The 24,238-nt window shown below is 57.8% G+C and carries 20 protein-coding genes; 8 read left to right on the top strand and 12 right to left on the bottom strand.

The annotated features are described in order from the left end of the window. Positions 1-72: 72 nt before the first annotated feature. From gcl to JJO78_RS03825, 10 genes are all read right to left on the bottom strand, one after another. Positions 73-1,848 (bottom strand): glyoxylate carboligase, encoded by a 1,776-nt coding sequence (gene gcl, locus JJO78_RS03870; protein ID WP_075195333.1) that lies wholly within the window; start codon positions 1,846-1,848, stop codon positions 73-75. 110 nt (positions 1,849-1,958) lie between these two features. Next, positions 1,959-2,456 (bottom strand): ureidoglycolate lyase, encoded by a 498-nt coding sequence (locus tag JJO78_RS03865; RefSeq protein ID WP_075195334.1) that lies wholly within the window; start codon positions 2,454-2,456, stop codon positions 1,959-1,961. A 20-nt stretch (positions 2,457-2,476) separates the two neighbouring features. Then, positions 2,477-3,313, bottom strand: a complete 837-nt coding sequence (locus JJO78_RS03860; RefSeq protein ID WP_227662380.1) for a bifunctional allantoicase/(S)-ureidoglycine aminohydrolase — start codon at positions 3,311-3,313, stop codon at positions 2,477-2,479. Positions 3,314-3,324: 11 nt separating this feature from the next. Then, positions 3,325-4,275 (bottom strand): allantoinase PuuE, encoded by a 951-nt coding sequence (puuE, locus tag JJO78_RS03855; RefSeq protein WP_041334473.1) that lies wholly within the window; start codon positions 4,273-4,275, stop codon positions 3,325-3,327. A gap of 110 nt (positions 4,276-4,385) precedes the next feature. Continuing rightward, on the bottom strand, positions 4,386-5,624 hold the full coding sequence (locus JJO78_RS03850) for a urate hydroxylase PuuD (protein WP_075195335.1): 1,239 nt from the start codon (positions 5,622-5,624) through the stop codon (positions 4,386-4,388). A gap of 50 nt (positions 5,625-5,674) precedes the next feature. Beyond that, the gene (gene uraH / locus JJO78_RS03845) at positions 5,675-6,028 is read right to left on the bottom strand and encodes a hydroxyisourate hydrolase (protein ID WP_075195336.1); all 354 of its coding nucleotides are present in this window, start codon (positions 6,026-6,028) and stop codon (positions 5,675-5,677) included. A gap of 76 nt (positions 6,029-6,104) precedes the next feature. Then, positions 6,105-6,863 (bottom strand): outer membrane protein OmpK, encoded by a 759-nt coding sequence (locus JJO78_RS03840; protein WP_075195337.1) that lies wholly within the window; start codon positions 6,861-6,863, stop codon positions 6,105-6,107. A 66-nt stretch (positions 6,864-6,929) separates the two neighbouring features. Next, a complete protein-coding gene (locus JJO78_RS03835) occupies positions 6,930-8,306 on the bottom strand; it encodes an NCS2 family permease (protein WP_228715241.1) in 1,377 nt (458 codons plus the stop codon). A 233-nt stretch (positions 8,307-8,539) separates the two neighbouring features. After that, positions 8,540-9,841 (bottom strand): guanine deaminase, encoded by a 1,302-nt coding sequence (gene guaD / locus JJO78_RS03830; protein WP_075195339.1) that lies wholly within the window; start codon positions 9,839-9,841, stop codon positions 8,540-8,542. 190 nt (positions 9,842-10,031) lie between these two features. After that, complete coding sequence (locus JJO78_RS03825; protein ID WP_075195340.1) at positions 10,032-10,721, bottom strand: TetR/AcrR family transcriptional regulator; 690 nt, start codon at positions 10,719-10,721, stop codon at positions 10,032-10,034. A gap of 280 nt (positions 10,722-11,001) precedes the next feature. Between JJO78_RS03825 and xdhA the strand changes: the two genes are divergently transcribed. From xdhA to JJO78_RS03785, 8 genes are all read left to right on the top strand, one after another. Next, on the top strand, positions 11,002-12,561 hold the full coding sequence (gene xdhA / locus JJO78_RS03820; RefSeq protein ID WP_075195341.1) for a xanthine dehydrogenase small subunit: 1,560 nt from the start codon (positions 11,002-11,004) through the stop codon (positions 12,559-12,561). Continuing rightward, the gene (xdhB, locus tag JJO78_RS03815; RefSeq protein WP_075195342.1) at positions 12,554-14,920 is read left to right on the top strand and encodes a xanthine dehydrogenase molybdopterin binding subunit; all 2,367 of its coding nucleotides are present in this window, start codon (positions 12,554-12,556) and stop codon (positions 14,918-14,920) included. Before xdhA ends, xdhB begins: the two co-directional genes overlap by 8 nt. Next, on the top strand, positions 14,905-15,783 hold the full coding sequence (gene xdhC, locus JJO78_RS03810; RefSeq protein WP_075195343.1) for a xanthine dehydrogenase accessory protein XdhC: 879 nt from the start codon (positions 14,905-14,907) through the stop codon (positions 15,781-15,783). Before xdhB ends, xdhC begins: the two co-directional genes overlap by 16 nt. 172 nt (positions 15,784-15,955) lie before the next feature. Beyond that, entirely contained in the window at positions 15,956-17,311 is a 1,356-nt protein-coding gene (locus tag JJO78_RS03805) for an 8-oxoguanine deaminase (protein WP_075195344.1), read from the top strand. Between the two features lie 70 nt (positions 17,312-17,381). After that, on the top strand, positions 17,382-18,791 hold the full coding sequence (locus JJO78_RS03800) for a uracil-xanthine permease family protein (protein WP_127402259.1): 1,410 nt from the start codon (positions 17,382-17,384) through the stop codon (positions 18,789-18,791). A gap of 49 nt (positions 18,792-18,840) precedes the next feature. Beyond that, complete coding sequence (locus JJO78_RS03795) at positions 18,841-19,260, top strand: GlcG/HbpS family heme-binding protein (RefSeq protein ID WP_075195345.1); 420 nt, start codon at positions 18,841-18,843, stop codon at positions 19,258-19,260. A gap of 48 nt (positions 19,261-19,308) precedes the next feature. Then, positions 19,309-21,231, top strand: a complete 1,923-nt coding sequence (locus JJO78_RS03790) for a methyl-accepting chemotaxis protein (protein ID WP_075195346.1) — start codon at positions 19,309-19,311, stop codon at positions 21,229-21,231. Positions 21,232-21,298: 67 nt separating this feature from the next. Continuing rightward, positions 21,299-22,111, top strand: a complete 813-nt coding sequence (locus JJO78_RS03785) for a substrate-binding periplasmic protein (protein WP_075195347.1) — start codon at positions 21,299-21,301, stop codon at positions 22,109-22,111. Between the two features lie 41 nt (positions 22,112-22,152). Here the strand turns inward: JJO78_RS03785 and JJO78_RS03780 are convergent, their stop codons facing one another. Continuing rightward, complete coding sequence (locus tag JJO78_RS03780; RefSeq protein WP_075195348.1) at positions 22,153-22,755, bottom strand: hypothetical protein; 603 nt, start codon at positions 22,753-22,755, stop codon at positions 22,153-22,155. An 80-nt stretch (positions 22,756-22,835) separates the two neighbouring features. Then, positions 22,836-24,143 carry a methyl-accepting chemotaxis protein gene (locus JJO78_RS03775; RefSeq protein ID WP_273622805.1) on the bottom strand — a complete coding sequence of 436 codons (1,308 nt, stop codon included), beginning with the start codon at positions 24,141-24,143 and terminating at the stop codon, positions 22,836-22,838. Between the last annotated feature and the right edge of the window lie 95 nt (positions 24,144-24,238).

Below are 24,238 nucleotides of genomic sequence, written 5' to 3'. Positions count from 1 at the left end.
CGTCCATTTTTGGGTCTTCGCCCCCCTCTACCTGTTGATTTCCCACAGGCCGGGGGCGATTGATTGCGTTGCTTAGGTCAGGCTGGCGATTGAGGTCGGCGCATCGGTGACGTTCTCTACCAGTGCTTCGAACTCGTTAACACCGTCAAGGTCGGTCCCCATGGCAATGTTGGTCACACGCTCAAGGATGATCTCGACCACAACCGGTACCCGGTGCTCGTGCATCAGCTGCCGTGCCTGGACAAACGCCGGGCCAATGTCATCAGGCTTGGTGACCCGCAACGCCTTGCAACCAAGGCCCTCGACAACCGAGACGTGATCAACGCCATAGTCGTTTATCTCGGGGCAGTTAACGTTCTCGAATGACAGCTGCACGCAGTAGTCCATTTCGAAACCACGTTGCGCCTGACGGATCAGCCCCAGATACGAGTTGTTCACGAGGACATGGATGTAGGGCAGCTTGAACTGCGCCCCGGCAGCCAACTCCTCAACCATGAACTGGAAGTCGTAGTCCCCGGAGAGAGCGACGACCTCGGCCTCGGGATCGGCACGGCATACACCCAGGGCAGCTGGAATGGTCCAGCCCAACGGCCCGGCCTGACCGCAGTTGATCCAGTGCCGCGGCTTGTACACGTGCAGGAACTGCGCTCCGGCGATCTGGGACAGACCAATGGCGGTCACGTACCGGACATTCTTGCCGAACACCTTGTTCATCTCTTCGTAGACGCGCTGCGGCTTGACCGGCACGTCGTCGAAGTGAGTCTTGCGCAGCAGTGTCTGCTTGCGCTCCTGGCATTTCTGGGCCCAGGCTCCGCGATCCTTGAGTTTGCCTTCGGCGCGCCACTCCTTGGCCACGGTAATGAAGAGTTCCAGCGCCGCCTTGGCATCAGAGACAATCCCATAATCCGGCCCGAAGATACGGCCGATCTGGGTGGGCTCGATGTCAACATGAACAAACTTCCGGTCCTTGGTATAGGCCTCGATGTTACCGGTGTGCCGGTTCGCCCAGCGGTTACCAATACCCATCACGAAGTCGGACGCAAGCATGGTGGCGTTGCCATAGCGATGGGACGTCTGGAGCCCCACCATGCCGGCCATCAATGGATGGTCATCGGGAATCGTCCCCCAGCCCATCAAGGTCGGAACCACGGGAACACCCGTAAGCTCTGCAAACTCAACCAGAAGGTCGCTCGCATCACTGTTGATAACGCCGCCACCGGCAACCAGCAGGGGCTTGTCAGCCTCGTTCAGCAAGGTCAGCGCTTTCTCGATCTGCGCCCGTGAAGCCGACGGCTTGTAGGCAGGCAACGATTCGTAGGTGTCCGGATCAAATTCGATCTCGCTCATCTGTACATCGATGGGCAGGTCAATCAGAACGGGACCAGGACGGGAGCTGCGCATCAACTGGAACGCCTGCTGGAACGCCCGCGGCACCTGGGCCGGCTCAAGGACGGTAACCGCCCATTTGGTCACCGGGCCGGCGATGGCCTGGATGTTAACCGCCTGGAAGTCTTCCTTGTGCAGCTTGCTGCGCGGCGCCTGCCCAGTGATGCAGAGAATGGGTATGGAGTCGCCCGTGGCAGAGTACAGCCCGGTGATCATGTCGGTGCCGGCAGGCCCTGACGTTCCGATGCAGACACCGATGTTGCCTGCTTTTGTGCGGGTGTAACCCTCTGCCATATGAGAGGCCCCCTCCACGTGGCGCGCAAGGACATGGTCAACTCCTCCAACCTTGCGCATGGCGGAATAGAACGGGTTAATCGCCGCTCCGGGCACTCCAAAGGCAATGTCGATACCTTCTTTCTTCAAAACGTGAACAGCGGCTTCTGCTGCGGTCATGCGAGTCATGGTGTTTCCTCCGAAGTAAGATTGTTCTTGTATTCGAGGCGAAGCTCGTCCCGGCGCTTGAAACTTAGGAGCACCGTCGGTAAAGGTTGAATGGAAATTCAGCCGGTAGATCAGTCAGATAGGTCGAGGAGCACACGCACCTCCATTCCGTACTCGTCGCAGTTGTTCCCCGAGCCGCCGCGATCGATAACCAGGAATTCGCCTTCCCGATCCAACACCGACTGCACGGCGTGCCAGGTACCCGCGCGGTAATTCACTCCCTGGAAACCATCGGTGACAAAGGCGCGAACTTCATCAGGGTTGATCGTGTCGCCTGGGGGTGCGACAACAACCAGGAATCGCTCCTCGTGCAGGGGCATAAAAGCCTGGCTGCCTTGCGGGTGGCGCTCCAGGAACGACAGCTCCAGCGGTAACGTCACCGGCTGGCTGACAAAAATACTCACCAGAACCCGTGCCTCATCACCGAGCAGCTCCACTTTCGCCAGATCATGGTGGCGCTGGGTGCGCCCCGCATTGATGGGAAAGGAGTCAGCCGTGCGCCGGTCAATAACATCCCCGAACTCGGCGAATGCCTCCTGGCTCAGCGGTTGTGCTTTGAGTTCCAGCATAAAAATGTCCTCGTCTCAGCTCAGCGCGAACCGAATCCGCTGAGTTTCATGTGCCGGTTCACATCCTTGTAAAGCAGGTATCGGAAAGGTCCCGGCCCACCGGCATAGCATGCTTGCGGGCAGAAGGCGCGAAGCCACATGTAGTCACCCGCCTCCACTTCAACCCAATCCTGGTTGAGGTGATAAACCGCCTTCCCTTCCAGCACGTAAAGGCCATGTTCCATCACGTGGGTCTCGGCAAATGGAATGACTCCGCCGGGCTGGAAATTGACAATGTTGACGTGCATGTCATGGCGAATGTCCTGCGGATCAACAAAACGTGTTGTCGTCCAGCGACCCTCAGTTCCCGGCATCTCGGTGGGCGTTATGTCCGTCTCGTTGGTGACAAAGGCCTCAGGCACATCAATACCGTCGACATGCTCGTAGGCTTTTCGCACCCAGTGAAAACGCAGCGGCGCATCGCTCTCGTTGAACAACTGCCAGGACGCACCCGGCGGGATAAAGGCATAGCCGCCCTCTTGCATCCGGTGTTGTTGGCCGGCAATGGTCAGGGTCATCTCGCCTTCAACCACAAACAGAACCCCTTCCGCGCAAGCGTCCAGCTCTGGTCGCGAGCTGCCGCCCCCAGGGGACACTTCCATGATGTACTGGGAGAACGTTTCGGCGAATCCAGACAGCGGGCGTGAAAGCACCCAAAGCCGGGTTTTTTCCCAATGCGGCAAGGCACTGGCGACGATATCCCGCATCACGCCCCTGGGAATGATGGCGTAGGCTTCGGTAAAAACCGCACGATCAGACAACAACTGGGTCTGAGGTGGATGCCCGCCAGCGGGAGCGTAATACGTAGGTTTGTTCACAGATCGATTGCTCATTGCTGCTCCTTGGATGAGAGCGGGTGGTGGTGCTCGGCCCAATGGCGAGCAATATCCACACGTCTCGTAACCCAGACACGATCATGGGCTTCTATGTGATCGAGGAACCGTTGCAGGGCCCGAAAGCGCCCCGGCCGGCCAACCAGCCGACAGTGGAGACCAACAGACAGCATTTTTGGCGCGTCCTCACCCTCGGCATAAAGCACGTCGAAGGCATCCCGTAAATACTGGTAAAAGTCCTCTCCGGTGCCGAAGCCTTGCGCTGAAGCGAAGCGCATGTCATTGGTGTCCAGGGCATAAGGCACTACCAGGTGGTTGTGCATTTCGCCCTCACTGTCGTACTGACGGGTCCAGAACGGCAGATCGTCCCCGTAGTAATCGCTGTCGTAGAGAAAGCTGCCTTCGTCCAGCACCAGACGGCGCGTGTTCTCGCTGTCGCGACCGGTATACCACCCTGCCGGTTTCTCGCCGTATAAAGCCTCGAAGATCTCGATGGCCCGGCGCATGTGCGCGCGCTCTATACCTTCCGGAATATTCTGGTAGTGAATCCAGCGCCAACCGTGACAGGCAACCTCGTGCCCCAGCTCTTTAAACGCATGGGCAAGCTCGGGGTGCCGCTCAAGGGCCATCGCCACGCCAAATACCGTCAGCGGCATGCCGCGGCGCTGAAACTCCTTCAGTACCCGCCATACCCCTGCCCGCGAGCCGTACTCATAGATTGACTCCATGCTCATGTGCCGGCTTGGGTAGGCCTCAGCCCCGGCGATTTCGGACAAGAACTGCTCCGAATGCGTATCGCCATGCAGGACGCAGTTCTCCGCACCTTCCTCGTAATTGAGAACGAACTGCACGGCAATACGTGCCCGGCCAGGCCAATTTGCATGGGGAGGCTCAGAACCGTAACCAATCAGGTCTCGGGGGTAATGGTCTGGATTAGCCGGATTCATCAAGCAACTTCCTTCTTCCAATCCGTTTGGCAGGCCGTTGGTACCAGCTCGCCTTCAATATGCATTGTATACTTAAGTATACTATATTGTATCCAACTTGAACGCAACACTCATTCACCCCAGTTCTTGATGATTTCGCGTTCTTCTTCGGTCATGTTCGTGGCGTTGCCCAACGGCATGTATCCGTTCGCCACAACCTCCTGGATCTTGGCCTGATGGCTGAGGATCTGATCGACCGCATCAAACGCAAATCCCGCCGGCGGAGCCGAAAACGCCGGGTTCTCAGGTTGCTTCGAATGGCATCCCGCACAGTGTTGCTCAATGGTCGCGCCCACGTTGGCAGCAAGGGGGGATTCACTTGTCTCATGCGTCGTCGTATTGGGCTCGGCGTTTGCCTGAGCCGTTGCCACCTGGGACTCTCCCGTGGGAGCGGCCACCCAGAACGTCAGCAGGATCAGCACACCACCGGCCAGAAGGTAGGAAGGCTGGGTTTTGCCCGCGTGCATCAGTACAAAGAACTGGCGGATAACGGCGCCGGCAAATATGAGCAGCGACATGACCAACCATGCCTGAGCCTCTGTATAGGCGAAGGCGTAGTGATTACTGATCATCAACAGAACGACGGGAAGCGTGAAGTAGGTATTGTGGACAGAGCGTTGTTTACCGCGCTTGCCATCAATCGGATTGGGCTCCTCGCCCGCCTTCATGGCATCGACCATGCGGCGCTGGCCCGGAATGATCCAGAAGAAAACGTTCGCGGACATGGCTGTCGCCATGACAGCACCGGTCAGAAGGAACGCAGCACGGCCAGCAAACAACTGAGTGCTTACATAGGCAACTATGACAAGCAGCACCCCAACCGCAATACTCAGGATGCCGTCCCGCTCCATGTTCGGGCTTATGCGCTTGCACAGCTCATTGTATACAACCCACCCGAATACCAGGAAAAGCACCGCCGCAACGTTGGCCTGCCATCCACTTAACTCAGCAGCCCACTGCCAACTGCTATTGGTGTTCACCAGGTAGAAGCCTGGGTTGACCATGTAGAGAATAACGAACAGCGCGAAACCCGACAGCCAGGTGGTGTACGATTTCCAGAACGACCAATGCAGGTCGGCAGGCAAGGTACCCGGACTGGTGGCGTACTTTTGGTTGTGATAGAAACCGCCCCCATGCACAGCCCACATCTCACCAAAAACCCCCTTCTTTTTGCAGTTTTCGGCCTGTGGCGGCTTGAGGCTGTTATCCAGCATCACGAAGTAGATTGACTCACCAATCCACGCAATCGCCGCAATCACATGCAGCCACCGCAACATGAAATTCACAAAATCCAGAATGTAAGCTTCCATTAACCTGTTCTCTTGTTCGCACTATTGTATTGATGACTGACCATCTCGACTCAGCTACCGCGGTAGGTGGAGTAGCTGTAGGGAGAAAGCAGGAGGGGCACATGAAAGTGCTGGGAGGCGTCAGCCACGCCGAAACGCAATGGGATAACATCGAGAAAGCGCGGTTCGTCAGCCTCTACGCCCTGGCGCCGGAGGTAGTCTCCAGCGTGAAAGACCAGCTCGAACTGGCCCTCGGTAAAGGCCTCACCTTCAAGTATCGGGGCATCGCAACGGCCATCATCATTAGTGGTGACTTCTTTCAGCAAGGTGCGCGATTCACCCTCCAGTCGGTAAACCTCGATACGAATACCCTGTCCGGGGCGTCCCAGCGAAGTATCCAGTACGTGTGTGGTAAGGCGTCCCATAAAGTTCTCCTGTCATGTGATGGCAGCTGGACCGCTGAAACCAGCGGCCCAATGGATCCGATGATGATAGCGCGGGTCAGAAGTGGAACTTGACCAGTGCGCTAACAGCGTTCTCCGTATCTATGTTTGGGCTACCGAATTTATTACGCCAGTACGAGTACTCTATACCGGCATACAACACGCCAGCCTCTCCCGTGAAATGACCAAGGTCGAGTTTGAACTGCGGGTTGATGTGCAAGTCCGCACTCTGAGCACCGCTTACCCCCGATGAATAGTCGATAAAACCGTCAAAGAGAAACGCCGCGCTGCCCAGTTCGAACGGCACCCCCCATGTTACGGTCAGCTGCCAGTCGTCCGGCGTGTCGAGCGCGGTGTTGTTTTCAACATAGTAGGCATTGGTGTTGAAGTATTGGAATCCAGGGATGTCCCAGCCCAATCCAAGACCGTACATGTGGTTGTTCGCCTCTACCCCACCATCGAACTCATACTGGGTTGCCAGGTAGACGTCATTAACCGGCCCGAAGCCCAGATCCTGGCCGCTTAGCCAACTCAGGCTCAACCGGGGCGCGAACTCCCCATAGGTGGAGTCAGCGTTACCGGAATCCCCCTGAACCTGATAGCGGTCAATGAAGAAGAACGTATCCCCCCAGTTGTGGGCGGTCACGTTTTCAAAGGTAAACACGGTCGCGGACTCTTTTTGAGAGCCAAAGATTTCATAGTCATCGCTATAAAGCAGCGACACACTGGAACTGCCGAAGAACTTTTCAGCGTGAACAACCGGAACAAACGCGGTGAAAACGCACGCCGCCAGCAGGATTTTTTGCAACAGTTTCATTTTTACTACCTCTCGTTTTGTTGTTTTGGGGTAAAACCTCGGGTTCGGGTCAACCGTGTGCCTTGATCACAGGAAGGCGAACTTGGCGATGAAGATGACACAGAGAACATACAGGCTGACGGATACTTTCTTCCTCTGCCCGGTAAGCAGCTTCAACGTGGCATAGGTAACGAAGCCCAGCGCAATGCCATTGGCGATGGAGAAGGTCAGCGGCATCATCACCACAGTAATGATGGCCGGAATGGTGTCGGTGATGTCCTTCCAGTCGATGTGGGCCATTCCACTCATCATCAGCATAGCGACGTATATCAGTGCGCCTGAGGTCGCGTAGGCCGGGATCATTCCCGCAAGAGGTGCAAAGAAGGTTGCTAGCAGGAATAGCACGCCGACAGTGACGGCCGTCAGACCAGTGCGACCACCCGCGGCTACGCCTGAAGCGCTTTCAACGTAGCTGGTTACCGGCGGGCAACCCACAAATGAGCCCAGGACACTGGATGTACTGTCCGCTTTAAGGGATTTGGAAAGGTTTTCTATCTTGCCGTTCTCGTCAACCAGGTTTGCACGATGAGCCACCCCCATCAGTGTTCCCGCGGTGTCGAACATGTTCACGAAGAGAAACGCGAGCACAACGCTGATCATTCCCACATTCAACGCGCCCGCTATGTCCATCGCCAGCCAGGTTGGCGCCAGGCTGGGAGGGAGCGACACAACCCCGCCATACTCCACAAGCCCCATGCTCCAACCAATCGCCGTTACCACGAGCATGCTCAGCAGGATGGCGCCGAACACGTTGCGGTGGCTAAGCACCGCGATCAGCAAAAAGCAGATGGCGGCCAGCAGTGTAGAAGGCTCACCAAAAGACCCCATCGTCACCAGCGTCGCGGGGCTGTCGACGACAATGCCCGCCGTCTTCAGGCCAATGAGCCCGAGAAACAGACCAACCCCTGCCCCCATGGCAAAACGCAGGCTCATCGGAATGCTGTTCAGTAGCCATTCCCGGATTCGCGAGAGGCTCATAATCATAAACAGGATGCCGGAGAGGAAGACCGCGCCGAGGGCAACCTGCCAGGTATAGCCCATTTCGCCAACGACGGTGTAGGTAAAAAACGCGTTGAGCCCCATGCCCGGCGCCAGTCCCACCGGCCAGTTGGCGTAAAACCCCATGAGCAGGCAGCCAAGTGCCGCCCCCAGACAGGTGGCGACGAACGCAGCACCATGATCAAGGCCGGCCGCAGCCATAACATTGGGATTAACGAAGATAATGTAGGCCATTGTGACGAACGTGGTCAGACCTGCCATCAGCTCAATTTTGACTGAGCTTCCATGTTGGCGGAGCTTGAAAATGCGCTCGAGCCAGTCCGTTCTCGCTGACGCTCCGAGCGAGCGCTTCTGCTGATCGATGTTTTCCACAAGGTATTCCTCATCATTGTTGTTTTCTATCACCCAGAGCAGAGCCCTTGAGGCAGGTGATGGCTGATTTGCCCATATCGATATTTCCTGACTTGTCGGTCAAGAATAACAATTCCGATTATGCTTTTGTATACAACAATTGCAACAAAATTCTTATAACGATTGTGCACAAGAAAAAAGAAGGACCCGAAGAGGTAGGGCAGAAAGGTTCTGGACCGAGGGTGGGCATGCCCATTCGTGGTAACGGGCAGCCCGCCAGTGGCACGCTATCGGCGGTGAACGGACAGGCCTGCGCTGAAGGTTTCCTTCACCACGCGATCATCGCCAAGAATCATGAGGGCAAACAGCGTTTCCTCCAGGCTTTTGGAATGCTTCAGGCGGTAACTGATCAGCGGCGTGGCCTCATAATCCAGCACAACAAAGTCCGCCTCTTTCCCGGCCTTCAGGCTGCCAATCCTGTCATCAAGGTAGAGGGACCGGGCTCCGCCCAGCGTCGCGAGGTAAAAGGCTTTAAAAGGATCCAGTTTCTGCCCCTGCAGTTGCAGCACCTTGTACGCCTCGTTAAGGCTTTGAAGCTGGGAAAAACTGGTACCCGCCCCTACATCCGTGCCCAGGCCAACGCGCACTCCATGCGACTCCAGGCGCGCCAGGTCGAGCAAACCACTGCCAAGGAAAAGGTTCGACGTCGGGCAAAAGGCAACCGCTGAGCCAGTATCGCCCAGACGCCTGCACTCGTCGTCATGCAGGTGAACACCGTGAGCAAACACTGACCGTTCACCAATCAGGCCATGGTGGTCGTATACATCAAGGTAACCATCCCGCTCAGGAAACAGCTCTTTGACCCACTCAATCTCCTGTCGGTTCTCGGAAATGTGGGTGTGCATGTACAAGCCCGGGAATTCCTTGAAGAGCTTACCTGCCAGCTCGAGTTGCTCATCGGAGCTCGTCGGCGCAAATCGGGGCGTCACCGCATAGGACAAACGGCCCTTTCCATGCCAACGCTCAATTAGCTCCTTGCTGTCTGCATAGCCGGATTCCGCTGTATCCACCAAATAGTCAGGCGCGCAACGGTCCATCAGCACCTTGCCCGCAATCATCCGCAGGTTCAGCTTGGAGGCATGCTCGAAAAAGGCATCCACCGACTGCTTATGGACGGTTCCGAAGACCAGGGCCGTCGTTGTCCCGTTTCTCAACAGTTCACGGAGGAAGATATCGGCCTGGGCATGAGCGTGCCGGGAATCATCAAACTGTCCCTCGCAGGGAAAGGTGTAGGTTTCCAGCCAGTCCAGCAACTGGGCGCCATAGGAGCCGATGATTCCCACCTGCGGATAATGGATATGAGTATCGACGAAGCCCGGGGTTATCAGGGCATTCTCATAGTGGACGACCTCGACCTCAGGAGACAGTGACGGCAACAGGCTCTCCGCCATGCCTATCTCGACGACCATGCCGTCCTCGACCATTAACAGGCCATCTTCAAAATACTCGTAGGAACGTTCCGCACCCACCACGCCCGGGTCGGCGATGCAGTGGAAAACAGAGGCACGGTAGGCTTTGCGTTGGGACATGGTCACTCTCGTCAGTCTTGTTGTCGCATTGGTATTGTTGGCGACGATTGGATTGCGTGTCTCAGGGAAATTTAAACAGGATTGGTAGCCTGGTCAATAAAAAACTGACCAATAAGTCAGGAAATTTTCAAGACCGAACCCCATCGAAGGCATACGACGGGCGGTATGCCAGGCATTCCGGAGTCAGGCTTTAAGGCTCGGCGAGGCCACAACCGCGCAGGATGACAGACGTCAGGAAATCCGCAGCGTGCTGAAAGTCACTTTCGGTGTATTCGCTCTTGTCCTCAATCGCGAGGATCTGGACCTGGAAGTCAGCGTAGTGTTGCGTGGATGACCAGATCAGGAGGATGAGTTGCACCGGATCAACGGGCGCCATTCGCCCCGCGTCGATCCACTGCTGAATCACACCCGCTCGCGCCTGCACCCACTCCCGCATGGTCGTAGACAGATGGTCCTTGAGGACCGGCGCCCCCTGAATAATTTCCAGCGCAAACAGGCGCGATGCCAGGGGGTGGGTCCTGGATAGCTCTACCTTGGCGTGAATAAAACTGGCCAGGGTCGTGGCGGGGTCATCTTCTGGCTGTATCTTCGAGAACATCTCATTCCACCGCCCCATGATGTCATCCATCAACGCGTAGTAGATGCGTTTTTTATTGCTGAAATAGTAAAGCACGTTGGATTTCGGCAGCCCCGCCCTGTCCGCAATCTTCTGAACGGTGGTTGCCCCGAAGCCGTTCTGGGAAAACTCCTTTTCCGCGGCCATCAGAATACGCTCACGATTGCGCTCACGGATTCGGCCCGGACGCACTTTCTTGCGCTTGCTGCCTGATGACGTTGTTCGCTTCGTTTCGGGGGAGTCTGGTTCGATTTGACGGGTCATGGTGTCGAGTAGCTTCAGGTTGGAACGTCGAGGCTCCGACGATAGCCGATCTCTGTGCGGCAATCAAAGGAATAGTCTTTACACAAAAAACTGGACTATTTGGTCAGGAAATTGTAAAAAGAATAACGGGCCCATGTGACTTTTGGCATCCGTGATGCGGCATCGCCTGTGCAACTACTGAAATCAATCAAGGGCTTACGCCAATGACTCTGATGCTCAGTCTTAAACAAAGAGAAAAGCAGAAAGAGACAGGCGCAAGTGCAGAAGAGCGGGAAAATTTGTGATCAGATTCTACTTGAACGGCCAACTACAAAAACTCAACCAAGTCGACCCGAATCTAAGCATCCTCGACTGGCTGCGCACCAGGAAGCGACTGACAGGCACCAAGGAAGGCTGCGCATCGGGTGACTGCGGGGCTTGCACCGTGGTGATCGGATCGCCCGACCCTGAGCAGTCCGGGCAACTCCGCTACGACAGCGTGAACAGCTGCATCGCGCTCGTCGGAAGCCTGCATGGCAAACATCTGGTGACCGTCGACGCGCTAACCCAGGAGCCAGCTCACCCGGTACAGAAGGAGATGGTGGAGTGTCACGGAGCCCAGTGCGGCTTCTGCACACCAGGCATCATCATGTCGCTGTTTGCCCTGCATACAGAAAGCGCAGCGAACGGTTCCGTACCCGACGACGACGCCTTATTGGAGGCGCTGTCCGGCAACCTTTGCCGCTGCACGGGTTACCGGCCAATCATCGAGGCCGGGCGTCGGGCTTGCGTGCAAACGTGGGAACCCGGCACCGGTAACGCGGTTCTGAGCCGAAGCAGTGCGCTCAGCGGCCCGGATGGCGCGGCTCCGAACAACCCCGCGCCGGGCCTTAGCGGCATAGCCTGGCTGCAGAACCCCGAAATGATCGCCGACCTGTTAAGCGTACAGAATACGGCGGGCGAACTCACCGACGATCACGGCTACCGATACGATGCGCCAGCCACTCTGGACGCGCTTCGTGGACTATGCCGTCAGTTTCCCAAGGCAAGGTTGATTGCCGGCGGCACCGACCTGTCCCTTGAAATCACCCAGCAGCTCAAAGACCTTGATCACCTGATCGGTCTGAGTGGCATCAAGGAGCTACAGGAGATCCACGAGGACGAAGACGGGATCTATCTCGGAGCCGGAGTGACCTACCGCGCCATGTTCCATAAGCTCGAGGAGCGTTGGCCACACTTCGGGCCGATGCTGGAGCGCCTGGGTTCGCGCCAGATCCGCAACCGCGGGACTGTTGGGGGCAATATCGGGAACGCTTCGCCAATCGGCGACATGCCGCCCGCACTGATTGCACTGGGCGCAGAGCTCGACCTGGACAGCGTTGATGGCACCCGGCGCCTGCGCCTTGAGGACTTCTTCCACGGCTACAAGCAGACCGACCTCCAGCCTCACGAATTCATTCGGGGCACCTGGATCCCCAACCCGGCACCTGATGAAAAGCTGTTCATCTACAAAGTCTCCAAGCGCATTGATGACGACATTTCGGCAGTGCTGGGTGCCTTTTGGCTCAAGCGCGACGGCGACACCATCAAGGACTGCCGACTGGCCTTTGGCGGGATGGCGGCAACGCCAAAGCGGGCCAGTGGTGCTGAAGCGGCGCTTCGAGGCCAGCCCTGGAATGCAGACACGGTTGCGGCCGCCATTGCCGCACTGGAACTCGAATTTGAACCCATGACAGACGTGCGGGGGTCCGCAGCCTATCGCTTGCAAGTAGCCGGCAACCTGCTGCGCCGCGCGTTTTTGGAGAGCACTCAAGACACCACAACAACAAACCAGCCCCTCATGGTGACTGACTATGCGTAAACTACCTCCCAATATTCCGCGGCCCACCACAACGGCGAAAGGGCTGACAGGCACCCAGGCATTTCATGACAGTGCCTGGAAGCACGTTCGTGGACAGGCCCGCTATATAGACGACCTCCCCGAGCCCGCAGAACTCCTGCACGCGGCCGTCGGCCAGAGTACGCACGCCCACGCCCGTATCACCGCCATGGATCTCAGCGAGGTTTGGGCCTACCCCGGCGTGGTTTCGGTCATGACCGTCGAGGACGTGCCCGGCCATACCGACATCGGGCCGGTCTTTCCTGGCGATCCGGTTCTGGCCGGAGATGTGGTCGAACATGTGGGCCAGCCGCTGTTTGCCGTTGCGGCAACGAGTCATCGCGCGGCCCGCCAGGCGGCCCGACTTGCGAAAGTCAGCTATGAGCCCCTTCCTGCCGCGTTGACCGCGGAGGCCGCGCTTGATCAGCAGTTGTTCGTGCGCCCCAGTCATACCCAGCTGAGGGGCGACCCGGATAAAGCGCTTGCCGAAGCGCCGAATCGCCTACAGGCCCAGATGCATGTTGGCGGACAGGAGCATTTCTACCTGGAAGGACAGGCGTGCCTGGTAGAGCCTACCGAAGACGCGGGCGTGTTTGTTCATACCTCCAGCCAGCACCCCTCCGAGGTGCAAAAGCTGGTGGCCGAAGTCCTTGACCTCCCCATTCATGAAGTCCAGGTGGAAGTACGGCGCATGGGTGGCGGCTTCGGCGGCAAGGAAACCCAGGCCGCACCGCTGGCCTGTATCTCGGCCCTGCTTGCCCGACGCACCGGGCGGCCCGTTAAATACCGGATGGCGCGCTACGACGACATGGTACAAACGGGCAAGCGACACGACTTTTTCAACACCTATGACATTGGGTTCGACAACGAGGGTGTGCTGCGGGGGGCCGACATCATGGTGGCTGGACGCTGTGGCTTTTCGCCCGACCTGTCCGATGCCATCGTCGACCGCGCCATGTTTCATTCCGACAACGCCTATAGCCTGGGGCAGGCGCGTGTTGTTGGCCACCGCTGCAAAACCCATACGGTTTCCAATACCGCCTTCCGAGGCTTCGGTGGCCCCCAGGGCATGATGATCATTGAGCGGGCAATGGACGATATCGCCCGCCATCTCGGCATGGACCCGCTGGATGTGCGCAAGCGCAACCTGTACGGACCTGGCCGCGATGTAACCCACTATGGTCAAATCGTCGAGCAGCACGTTTTACCGGACCTGATCGACACGCTCGAGGCCAGCTCGGACTACCGTCAGCGTCGTACCGAGATTTCCAGGTTCAACAAAGAAAACTCAATCCTGAAACGGGGTTTGGCCCTGACACCGGTGAAGTTCGGCATTTCATTCACGGCCAAACACCTCAACCAGGCCGGTGCACTGGTGCACGTTTACACCGATGGCAGCATTCACCTCAATCACGGCGGCACCGAAATGGGCCAGGGGCTTTACATCAAGGTAGCCCAGGTCGTAGCCGCAGCCTTCCAGGTAGACCTGGACCGGGTAAAAGTGTCCGCGACCCGGACCGACAAGGTACCCAACACCTCACCAACGGCTGCCTCCTCGGGCACTGACCTGAACGGCATGGCTGCCCTGGATGCCTGCGAGAAAATCAAGCAGCGCCTGGTCGAGTTTGCCGCCGAAACCTACGGCGTGAGCGCGGACTCGGTACGGTTTGAAAACAACCAGGTCAATGTCGGTGAGCAGCAGTTCGGCTGGGCGGAATTCGTGCAGCAGGCTTACATGGCGCGGGTTTCGCTGTCTTCCAACGGGTTCTACAGTACACCCAAGATTCACTATGACCGAGAAACCGGTCAAGGCCGGCCCTTCCTGTATTACGCCAACGGGGCTGCCTGCGCAGAGGTGGTGGTTGATACCCTCACCGGAGAGTACAAGACCATGCGGGTGGACATCCTTCACGACGTGGGGCAGTCGCTGAATCCGGCCGTGGACATTGGCCAGATTGAAGGCGGCTTTGTTCAGGGCATGGGCTGGCTCACCACCGAAGAGTTGGTATACAGCGACGAAGGCCGACTGTTGTCCAACGGCCCGGCGACCTACAAAATCCCGGCTGTGTCAGACGCGCCACCGGATTTCCGGGTGGCCCTGCTGCCTCACAGCCCCAACCGGGAAGCCACCGTATTCCGCTCAAAGGCTGTGGGCGAACCGCCACTCATGCTGGGCATGGCAGTATGGTCTGCCCTGCGTGACGCTGTTTCGAGCGTGGCGGACTATCGCTACAGCCCGCCCCTGGACACGCCTGCGACACCAGAGCGGGTGCTCCAGGCTGTCACAGCAACCGAGCGCTGGGTAGCAGCGCAGGGGGAACCGTCATGCAAGAACGCCTGACCTGGATCCAAGCCGTTGCTGACTGCGAACGTCGCGGTCAGCCCTATGTTTTGGTCACGGTACTGGGCGTAACAGGCTCGGTACCACGGGAGCCGGCCAGTAAGATGGTCGTCACCCGGGAACACAGCTACGACACCATCGGCGGCGGCCACCTGGAATACCGGGTGATCGCCCGCGCCCGCGAGCGCCTGGCAAACCACGAATACAGCTACGAGCTGGCGCACTTCCCTCTGGGTGCCAGCCTTGGACAATGCTGTGGTGGTAGCGTGGCGGTCCTGCTGGAGGCCCAGTCCGGCGGCGATGCCCGCCTTGTGGTCTTTGGTGCGGGTCACGTCAGCCATGCCCTGATGCGTATCGTGGGTGATTTGCCCTGGCAGATCACCTGGGTCGACTCCCGGCAGGAATGTTTTCCGGACAGGACGCCCGACAACACCACGGTTCATTGCACCGACGACCCGGTTGGGGACGTTCCCGAACTGTGCAGCAACGCCCATGTACTGATTCTGACCCACAACCACGCACTGGATTATGACCTCTGCCAGGCGCTGCTGAAACGGGATGATGTGCGCACGATTGGCCTGATCGGTTCGCAAACCAAGGCGGAGCGTTTTCGCCAACGCCTTGCTCACCGCGGGTATACCGAAGCCGATATCGACCGCATCCGGTGCCCCGTCGGGCGCAGTGACATCCCGGGTAAGCGGCCCATGGAAGTCGCGGTGTCCATTTCCGCCGAGCTTCTTAGCCTGGTCGCTTCCGACACGGCCGAGAAACCATCAAAACGAGGCCTCTCCTGGGGGGCTCTCAAAGCGCTTACGAAAGAAGTTAAGCCTAACGAGGTTGAAGTCGCGGGCCAGAAAACGTAACCCAGCAGACAACCTGACATCGCTGCTAATCCCCGGGCCGGCGCCCGTTTGAGCGCTGGCCCGGTAAATACCCTGTCATTAAAAGTTCAATTTGCTCACAATTTTTCTTGACAAGTAATACATATTTGTACGAAGTTGTCGGTCATAATGTATACAACAAAGAGCTGTAGGAATGACCGAAACAGACCACAGATTATGGATTCGCAATCCGCTTGCCTGTTCTGACCCAGGCGCAGCCGGCGGTATTGTCGTCACGGGAACAAGAATTGTGGAAAAAGTGGCCGGGGGGCAGCAACCTCACCAGCCCGTTAACGAGACCTTCGATGCTTCCGGGCATGTCCTGTTACCCGGCTTGGTAAATACCCACCATCACTTCTACCAAACCCTGACCCGAGCCTATTCCCCCGCGCTCAATAAAGAGTTATTTCCCTGGCTGACCACGCTTTACGATGTCTGGGCCAATCTCAACGACAGCCAGATGGCCCTGGCCAGCGAGTTGGCGATGGTCGAGCTGCTGATGTCGGGATGCACCACCGTAGCGGACCATCATTACGTCTTTTCCGGTGCCTTGGTAAACGCGATTGACTGCCAGGTCGAAACCGCCCAGCGCCTCGGCGTTCGAGCGGCACTGACTCGCGGGTCCATGAGCGTCGGGCGCGACGATGGCGGTCTGCCGCCACAGACCGTGGTGCAGGACGAGCAAACCATTGTCGATGACAGCCAGCGTCTTATCGACCGTTACCACCAGCGTGCTGAAGGGGCCATGACCACCATCGCCCTGGCGCCTTGTTCACCGTTTTCAGTCAGCCGGGCATTAATGCGCGAGAGCGCGCGGCTTGCAGAGAACAACGACGTTCGCCTCCACACCCATCTTGCCGAAACCGAAGATGAGACCGCTTACTGCCAGAAGCTGTTTGGCATGCGCCCGCTGGATTATCTCGAGGACAGTGGCTGGCTCACCGATCGCACGTGGCTGGCCCATGGCATTCATTTCAATGACGACGAGATTCAGCGCCTTGGCCGTGCAGGCACGGGCATCGCTCACTGTCCCTCGTCAAACATGGTTCTGGGCTCAGGGCTGTGCCGGACCCTGGAACTCGAAGCGGCGGGCTCACCGGTCGGATTGGCGGTCGATGGATCAGCGTCGAGCGACCACTCGAACCTTGCCTCGGAAATGCGTCAGGCACTGCTTCTGGGCCGCCTGCGTTACTCGCCAAGCCAGGTAACACACGAAGCCGTCATCCGCTGGGCAACGCAAGGCTCGGCCCGTTGTCTGGGACGAACCGATATCGGCGGACTGGAGCCAGGCCAGCAGGCTGACCTGGCACTGTTCAAACTTGATGAGCCGCGTTTCTCAGGCGCGGAGAATCCACTGGCGGCGTTGCTGCTGTGTGGTGCACAACGCGCTGACCGGGTCATGGTCGCCGGGCGCTGGAGAGTGACCGGCGGCCTGCCCTGCGACGTCGATCTTGACGCGTTGATGGCACGCCATGATGAAGCAGCCCGCCAACTAAGGAGAGCTATTTAGAAAATCTTTGTAGAGCTATTGGTAGTCAACAGTCAGGCATTCCTACAAAAACAACACCTAGGAGAGACTCATGACAACAAGTACATCCGAACGGCCAGATACCGGTCCAGGTGACCGTTATAGCACCCGCGACGTTAATTCCATGCCGCCCTTGCGCCGCGCGATACCGCTGGGCATTCAACATGTTCTGGCGATGTTCGTTAGCAACGTGACCGTGCCAATCATCATCGCCGGGGCGGCGGACCTGCCTCCCGATCAGACGGCTTTTATGGTTCAGGCCGCGATGTTTGTCGCTGGCATCGCTACTCTGTTGCAGTCCCTGGGCCTGGGGCCCATCGGTGCTCGCCTTCCTATTGTTATGGGGACCAGCTTCGGATTCGTACCGGTTCTGATTCCCATAGCCATCGGCATGGGGTTGCCCGCCGCCCTTGGGGCAGCGTTGTGCGGTGGCGTCGCGATGGCGCTAATGGGGTTGTTTCTTCCCTGGTTCCGGTTTTTGTTCCCGCCAGTGGTGACTGGAACCTTTGTCGTGATGCTGGGCATTCTGTTGATGCCCGTTGGTCTTGCCTACGCCGGTGGTGGTTTCGGCGTGTCGGATTTCGGCGCCCCCCATCACATCGGACTGGCCTCGCTTGTTCTCGTCGTCACCGTGGGGCTTCACCAGTTCGGCCGAGGTATCTGGAGTGAAGTTGCCCCACTGGCCGGTTTGCTGGTTGGCTTCGTTGCTGCCGCGGCTTTTGGCTATGTCGATTTCTCCAAGGTGGGCGATGCCGACTGGGTGACGTTCCCCACCCCGCTGGGCATTGGTATTGAGTTCCATATGGCCGCCATCATCCCCGTGGTGGTGCTGTCTCTGGTCACCGTGGCCGAATCCATCGGCGATATAGTGGGCACCACCGCAGGCGGGCTGAACCGTGAACCCACCAAGAAGGAACTCTCCGGCGGCGTTATGGCCGATGGCATCGCGAGCGTATTTGCTGCTGTTTTCAATGCGTTCCCCCAGATCAGTTTCAGCCAGAACGTAGGCATGGTTGCATTGACAGGCGTCGTTAGCCGCTATGTGGTGGCGATTGGCGGCGGATTCTTGGTGTTGGCCGGCCTGCTGCCAAAGCTCGGTGGTCTCGTTTCCAGTATTCCCAACGCGGTGCTCGGCGGTGCGGTACTGCTGATGTTCGGTATGATCGCCAGTGCCGGCATTAAGATGCTCAGCCAGGTGCCGTTCGACAAGCGCAACATGCTGATCATTGGCACCTCTCTGACCATCGCGGTGGGTTTGCCGGCACAAGAAGGGCTCTATGCCAACCTGTCCGAAAACCTGCAAGCGATGATCGAATCCGGTTTGATCCCCGGGGCCATTACCGCCATCGCGTTGAACCTTATTCTTCCCAAAATCCCAAACCCGGTGCCCGATAGCTCTGAATGCCCTGAAAGCTCCAAGAGCACGGCAATGAGGCCGGACTCACTTCGAATATCTGGGTGATTGAGGGCCGAACGGCCATGTTTCCCAGCGATAAACCAAGGATAACTCGATGAAAACAAAACCAGTGCTAGGCTTAACAGACGTCAATCTGATTCTCGACGCGGCTCAGAAAGAGGCCGACGCCAACGGCTGGCCGGTGACCATCGCGGTAGCGGACGATGGCGGCCATGTCCTGGGGCTGCGTCGGCTGGACGCAACGGCGCCATTCACCGCGCATGTCGCCATGGAAAAGGCCCGTAGCGCCGCCATGGGTCGAAAAGAGACACAGATTTTCGAAGACATGATCAACAATGGGCGACATGCTTTTCTTTCAGCACCGCTCCAGGGGCTTCTCGCCGGCGGCGTGCCGGTGATCCTGGACGATCAGGTGGCCGGAAGCGTGGGAGTCTCCGGCGTCAAACCCGATCAGGATGTGCGGATAGCCAAGGCTGGCATTGAGGCGATCACCTCATCCGTGAATCGCCTTTGAAAAGTGGATTGCCCCATTAACCACTGAAGCCATCGCACTGGAGTATCCATGAGCATTCGCCTAAAGCTAATCATCGGAATGGGGGCAGCACTGCTTGCCAGCACGTTGCTGTTGGTTTCCCTTAATATCGTCCAGATGCGCGGGCTTCTTGATCGATACCTGCTCAACTCCGCCCTGCCATCCAGCCTGGAGGCCATAGCAAATTCCGTTGAGCGTGACCTCCAGGCGCCTATCACAGCGTCACGGCTGATTGCGGGGAACAGCTACCTCAAAGAGTGGATCGGTGACAACGAACCACAGCAGGGGCTCGCCCCCGCCACCCGGTATCTCGAGGGGGTCAGGCGCAGCCAGGAGGCCGCCTCCGCACACTTCGTGTCGGTAAACACGGGCAACTACTACACCCATCAGGGCATCGACAGGGTGGTGACTCCCCAGGCGGACCGCTGGTTCTATAATTTCCTGGAAAGCGGCGAGACCATGGATCTGTCGCTGGACGTGGACAAAGCAACGGGTAAACCCACCCTCTTCATCAATGCCCGCATGGAGGATGGCGGCGAGGCTATCGCAGTAACCGGCGTTGGAATCGGGCTTGATCAGATGGCGGAGCGAATCAGGGAATTCCGCTTTGGTGAAACCGGTATCGTTTACCTGGTGTCTGAAACCGGCCAGGTCAACATTCATCCTGACCTGCAGCAAACAGATCAGCCCCTATCGAAGGTTATTTCTCCAACGGCGGCCGCCGAACTGTTGAAAGACCCGACATACCACCTGACCGAGTTTGATCGAGATGGCCGTCGCTTCATCGCCGCCAGCCTGCCTCTGTCGATCACGGACTGGCGTGTCGTTGTAGAGGTTCCGTCTACCGAGATTTACGGCGAAGCCAGCCGGGCCAACCAGACCTCCTTGCTCGTCGGCGTCCTCGTGGCTCTTGTTTTCCTCGGCATCATAGCTTTGGTCGCCACTCGCATGACGAAGCCACTGACGAAAATCACTCGGGCGTTGACCGAAATTGCCAAGGGTGGCGGCGATCTCACCCAGGAACTGGCGGTTGAACGCAAAGACGAGCTGGGCCAATTGGCGACCGGGTTTAACCAGTTTGTCGGGGCACAACGAGAGATGGTTCGGGGGCTTCTGGAGACGGCAATCCGGCTCAAGGCATTTGTCGAGCAAACCTCCACCGTGATGACGGCCAACACCGACCGAGCCAAGGAACAAAGCAGCCTGACGGATTCCGTCGCCACGGCGGTGTGCGAGATGGAAGCCACGGTTCAGGAGATTGCCAAAAGCGCTACGGAAACGGCAAACCAGCTGGAGCAGGTCGGCAACAGCGCCAGTGACATTCGTGAAGGCATGTCGCGTTCCATCGCCCAAGTCGAGGGAATGGCGAGTAACATCCGCGAATCGGCCTCGGCGATCCAGCAGTTGGCTACCGAAGCGCGGGATATTGGCCAGGTGATCGAAGTGATCAATGCCATATCCGATCAGACCAATCTACTGGCCTTGAACGCAGCCATAGAAGCAGCCCGGGCCGGTGAACATGGGCGTGGATTCTCGGTGGTCGCTGACGAAGTTCGCAGCCTTGCACAGAAGACACAATCATCGACCAAGCAAATTCGAACCATTATCGAGCGTTTGCAGGAGGGCTCCGAGCGTGCGGTCGAGACGATGGCCACAAGCGAGAAAGCCACCGAAGAAACCGTCAGTACCTCCGCCAGCATGGGCAAAGCTCTGGATGGAATCGGCGAAAACGTGGACCGGATTGTAGAGATGAGCCACCAGGTGGCTGCAGCAACCGAAGAACAGAGCTCCGTCACCGAGGAAATCAGCTCAAACGTTCAGGACATCTCTCATCTCAGTGCACGTTCGAGTGAGGACATGACGGCAGCCAGCCGTGAAATTGAAGAATTACGTGCGATGGCGGAAAAGCTTGAAGCTCAAATGAAAGCGTTCCGGCTCGACCGTGAAGACTGACTTAATGAAGAAAAGATTCGGGCGCTATACAGCTCATCCAACAACGACTAACTAGAGGGAGCCATCAGTGAAACAGATATTCGCCGCCTGCCTGCTGTTTGCCTTGACCGCCCAGGCAACTGCGCAGACATACGTGGTTGGAGTGGAACAGGGAAACTTCCTGCCCCATTACGGGGTTGACGAACAAGGCCAATACAGCGGCTTCGCCCGTGAACTACTGGACCTTTTCGCCGAACATGCCGGCGTAACCTTCATCTACAAACCCTTGCCGGTCGATGAATTGATGCCGGCCCTCGTTGAAGGCGAGGTGGACTTCAAATACCCGGATCATCCCGACTGGGCCCGTGCGGCAAAAACCGAGGACAGGATCAGCTACAGCCGCCCCATCGTGGAGTATGTTGACGGCGTTCTGGTGTCTCCGCGGCGACTCGGCCTGGACGGGGACCACCTCAAACGCATCGGCCTTGTCGATGGCTGGACGGCCCGGGGATACGAGGAAAAGATCGAGGCCTCACAGATACTCCCCGTACCCAGCGACAGCCTGCCCGAAATGATTCACCAGGCGTTGCTGAAGAACAGCGATGGCGCTTACTACAATGTGGTGGTCGCCCTGCACCATATCAACAATGTTCGGGTAAGGCCGGGCGTTCTCGTGTTCGACCCCAATCTCCCGCATACCCGAAGCGCCTACCGGCTTTCAACGATCAGGCATGGGGATTTGCTGCCACGCTTCGACAGTTTTCTTGAGGAGCGCCACGAACAGGTCGCGGCGATCAAGGCCAAGCATCGGGTAGAGGCCAACATTGGCACCGAGTACTTTGGCATGGAGCAATGGAAAGTGGACTTTCTCAAACGGCAAAAGGCGAAAAACACTCAGTGACACTGACCCTCTCGCCGTATTCTGGCCCGAACTGATCACGGCTACTGAGGGCACAGCTCCGTTTCCAGCCAACGGCGCACTTCATGCCGGTGACGCCTGCGGTTGAGCTGTTCACTGTGGATATCGCGGGGGAAAATTTCCGATGCACCGTCATGTCTTAGCCAGAAACGCCGGCGTACACCCACGGCATAGCGGCTGGGGCCGTGAACCACTGCGGCCCGAATTTCTACAGCAGTCACATCCTCGAACAGGTAGTCGCTGTCACTGTCGCTATCGTCACTTCGGCGCCCCAGGATAATGTTGCGAAATGAACCCAACACCAGGTACCCGCCGGGCTGCAACGGCCCCTGCCGCAATACCTGGTGTACATTGCTGTCGTCTGCCCCAACCCGGCGATACTCGGTAACGGTCAGGGTTCTCTCCTCACCGCTACGGGTTTTCAGCACCACCTGCACACACTGCACATGGATGGTTTCCTTGCCCATATTCACCAGCAGACACAGGGCGTCCGGGTTCTCGTTCTGGGCATGGTGAATAACCATATAGGGGCGGTTATTACGCTGATACTGGATCAGGAACAACTGAAAATAGACGATCCAGATAACCGCCATGACGGCGCTGCTGATGGGGCTTATGTATTCCATTTGCTCTCCTGGTTCAGCCGACTTATGCGCTTACACGTTCTGTCGATACACCAGGATTTCAACCCCATCTCCGAAACAGATCACCCCTCGCTACTTAACCGCGCCACCACAGCCGCCAGATCCGTCATACCCTTCTCCACCTGCTGAATGCCGGTAGCAATACCCGATATTTCATCCGAACTGCGACGTGACAGCGTCGATACCCCGTCCATGTTCGCGCGCAGGGACTCGATCAAGTGGCTGTTCTTGCCCACTACCGTGGAAATTTCTTCCAGGGATTCAGCGGTCTTTGCAGCCAGTTTACGTACCTCGTCGGCTACCACTGCGAACCCCCGCCCCATTTCGCCGGCGCGGGCGGCTTCGATGGCAGCGTTCAGGGCCAACAGGTTGGTCTGCTCAGCCACAGAGCGAATGGTGCTGACAATACTGCCAATCTGCTCGGCCTGGGTTTCCAGATCCCGGCTTACCTCCGTGGCGCTGGCCACCTCAGCCAGAGCCGATGCCGAGGTTTCCACCGCAAGGTTGAGGGCACGGGTAGCTTCAGCCGCAATCTGTGAGGTTTCCTCGGAAGTGGCGGCAGCCACGTCGGCTGCCTCGCGGGCGTTGTTCACCCGCGCGGTAATGTCCGAGGCGAATTTGATCACCTTGTATACCTGCCCGCCAGCATCCAGCACAGGGCTGTAGGTGGCTTCCAGCCAGATACTCTTGCCGTTCCTGTCCCTGCGCTCAAACTGCCCTGAAAAACTCTCACCACGGGCCAACCGCTTCCAGAAGTCAGGGTTATCGCGATAGAAATCATTAAAGCAGAACATCCTGTGGTGCTGATGGATGATCTCGTCCTTGGCGTAGCCGGTGGTGGCCAGGAAGTTCTCGTTGGCCTCCAGTATCGTGCCGTCGGGCGTGAACTTGATGACGGCCATGTAGCGGTCGAGGGCATCAAGCATGGCGGTATCATCCGCCACTTTGTCCTGGGCGGCAGTCGCGTCTGTTGCCAGTTTGATGACCTTGAAGACTTTCCCGTCCTCATCGGTGACGGGGAAATAGGTGGCCTCCAGCCAGACACGCCGACCATCCTTGGCAAAGCGGGGGAATGTGCCCTGTTTCTTGATACCGCGCCCGAGATCCTCCCAGAAGTGCTGGTATTCCAACGACGCCGTATAGCTTGAGTCACACAGCGCCCGGTGGTGCTTGCCAATGACCTCCTGGCGCTCGTACCCGACAATGGATAGCAGGATATCATTGGCAGACTCTACAATTCCCGAAGGGCTGAACTCGATATACCCGATCTGGGAGGCAATGGCATTCAGGGTTTGCTGAATCCTCTCCTGTTCGCCCCTGGAGACCGTTAACTGATCCGTCAATTCCGCAATACGATGGCGCCCAAACATGACATTCTCTCCCTGATGGATGAAGCAGCACATTGCTCAATATATGCTCAACCCATCGGGGAAATAAGTAGCTTAAGGTACAGTTAAGGCAACGA

This window comes from Marinobacter sp. DS40M6 (assembly GCF_028581595.1).
Lineage (GTDB): Bacteria > Pseudomonadota > Gammaproteobacteria > Pseudomonadales > Oleiphilaceae > Marinobacter > Marinobacter salarius.
This window is presented reverse-complemented; position numbering and strand designations above follow the sequence as displayed.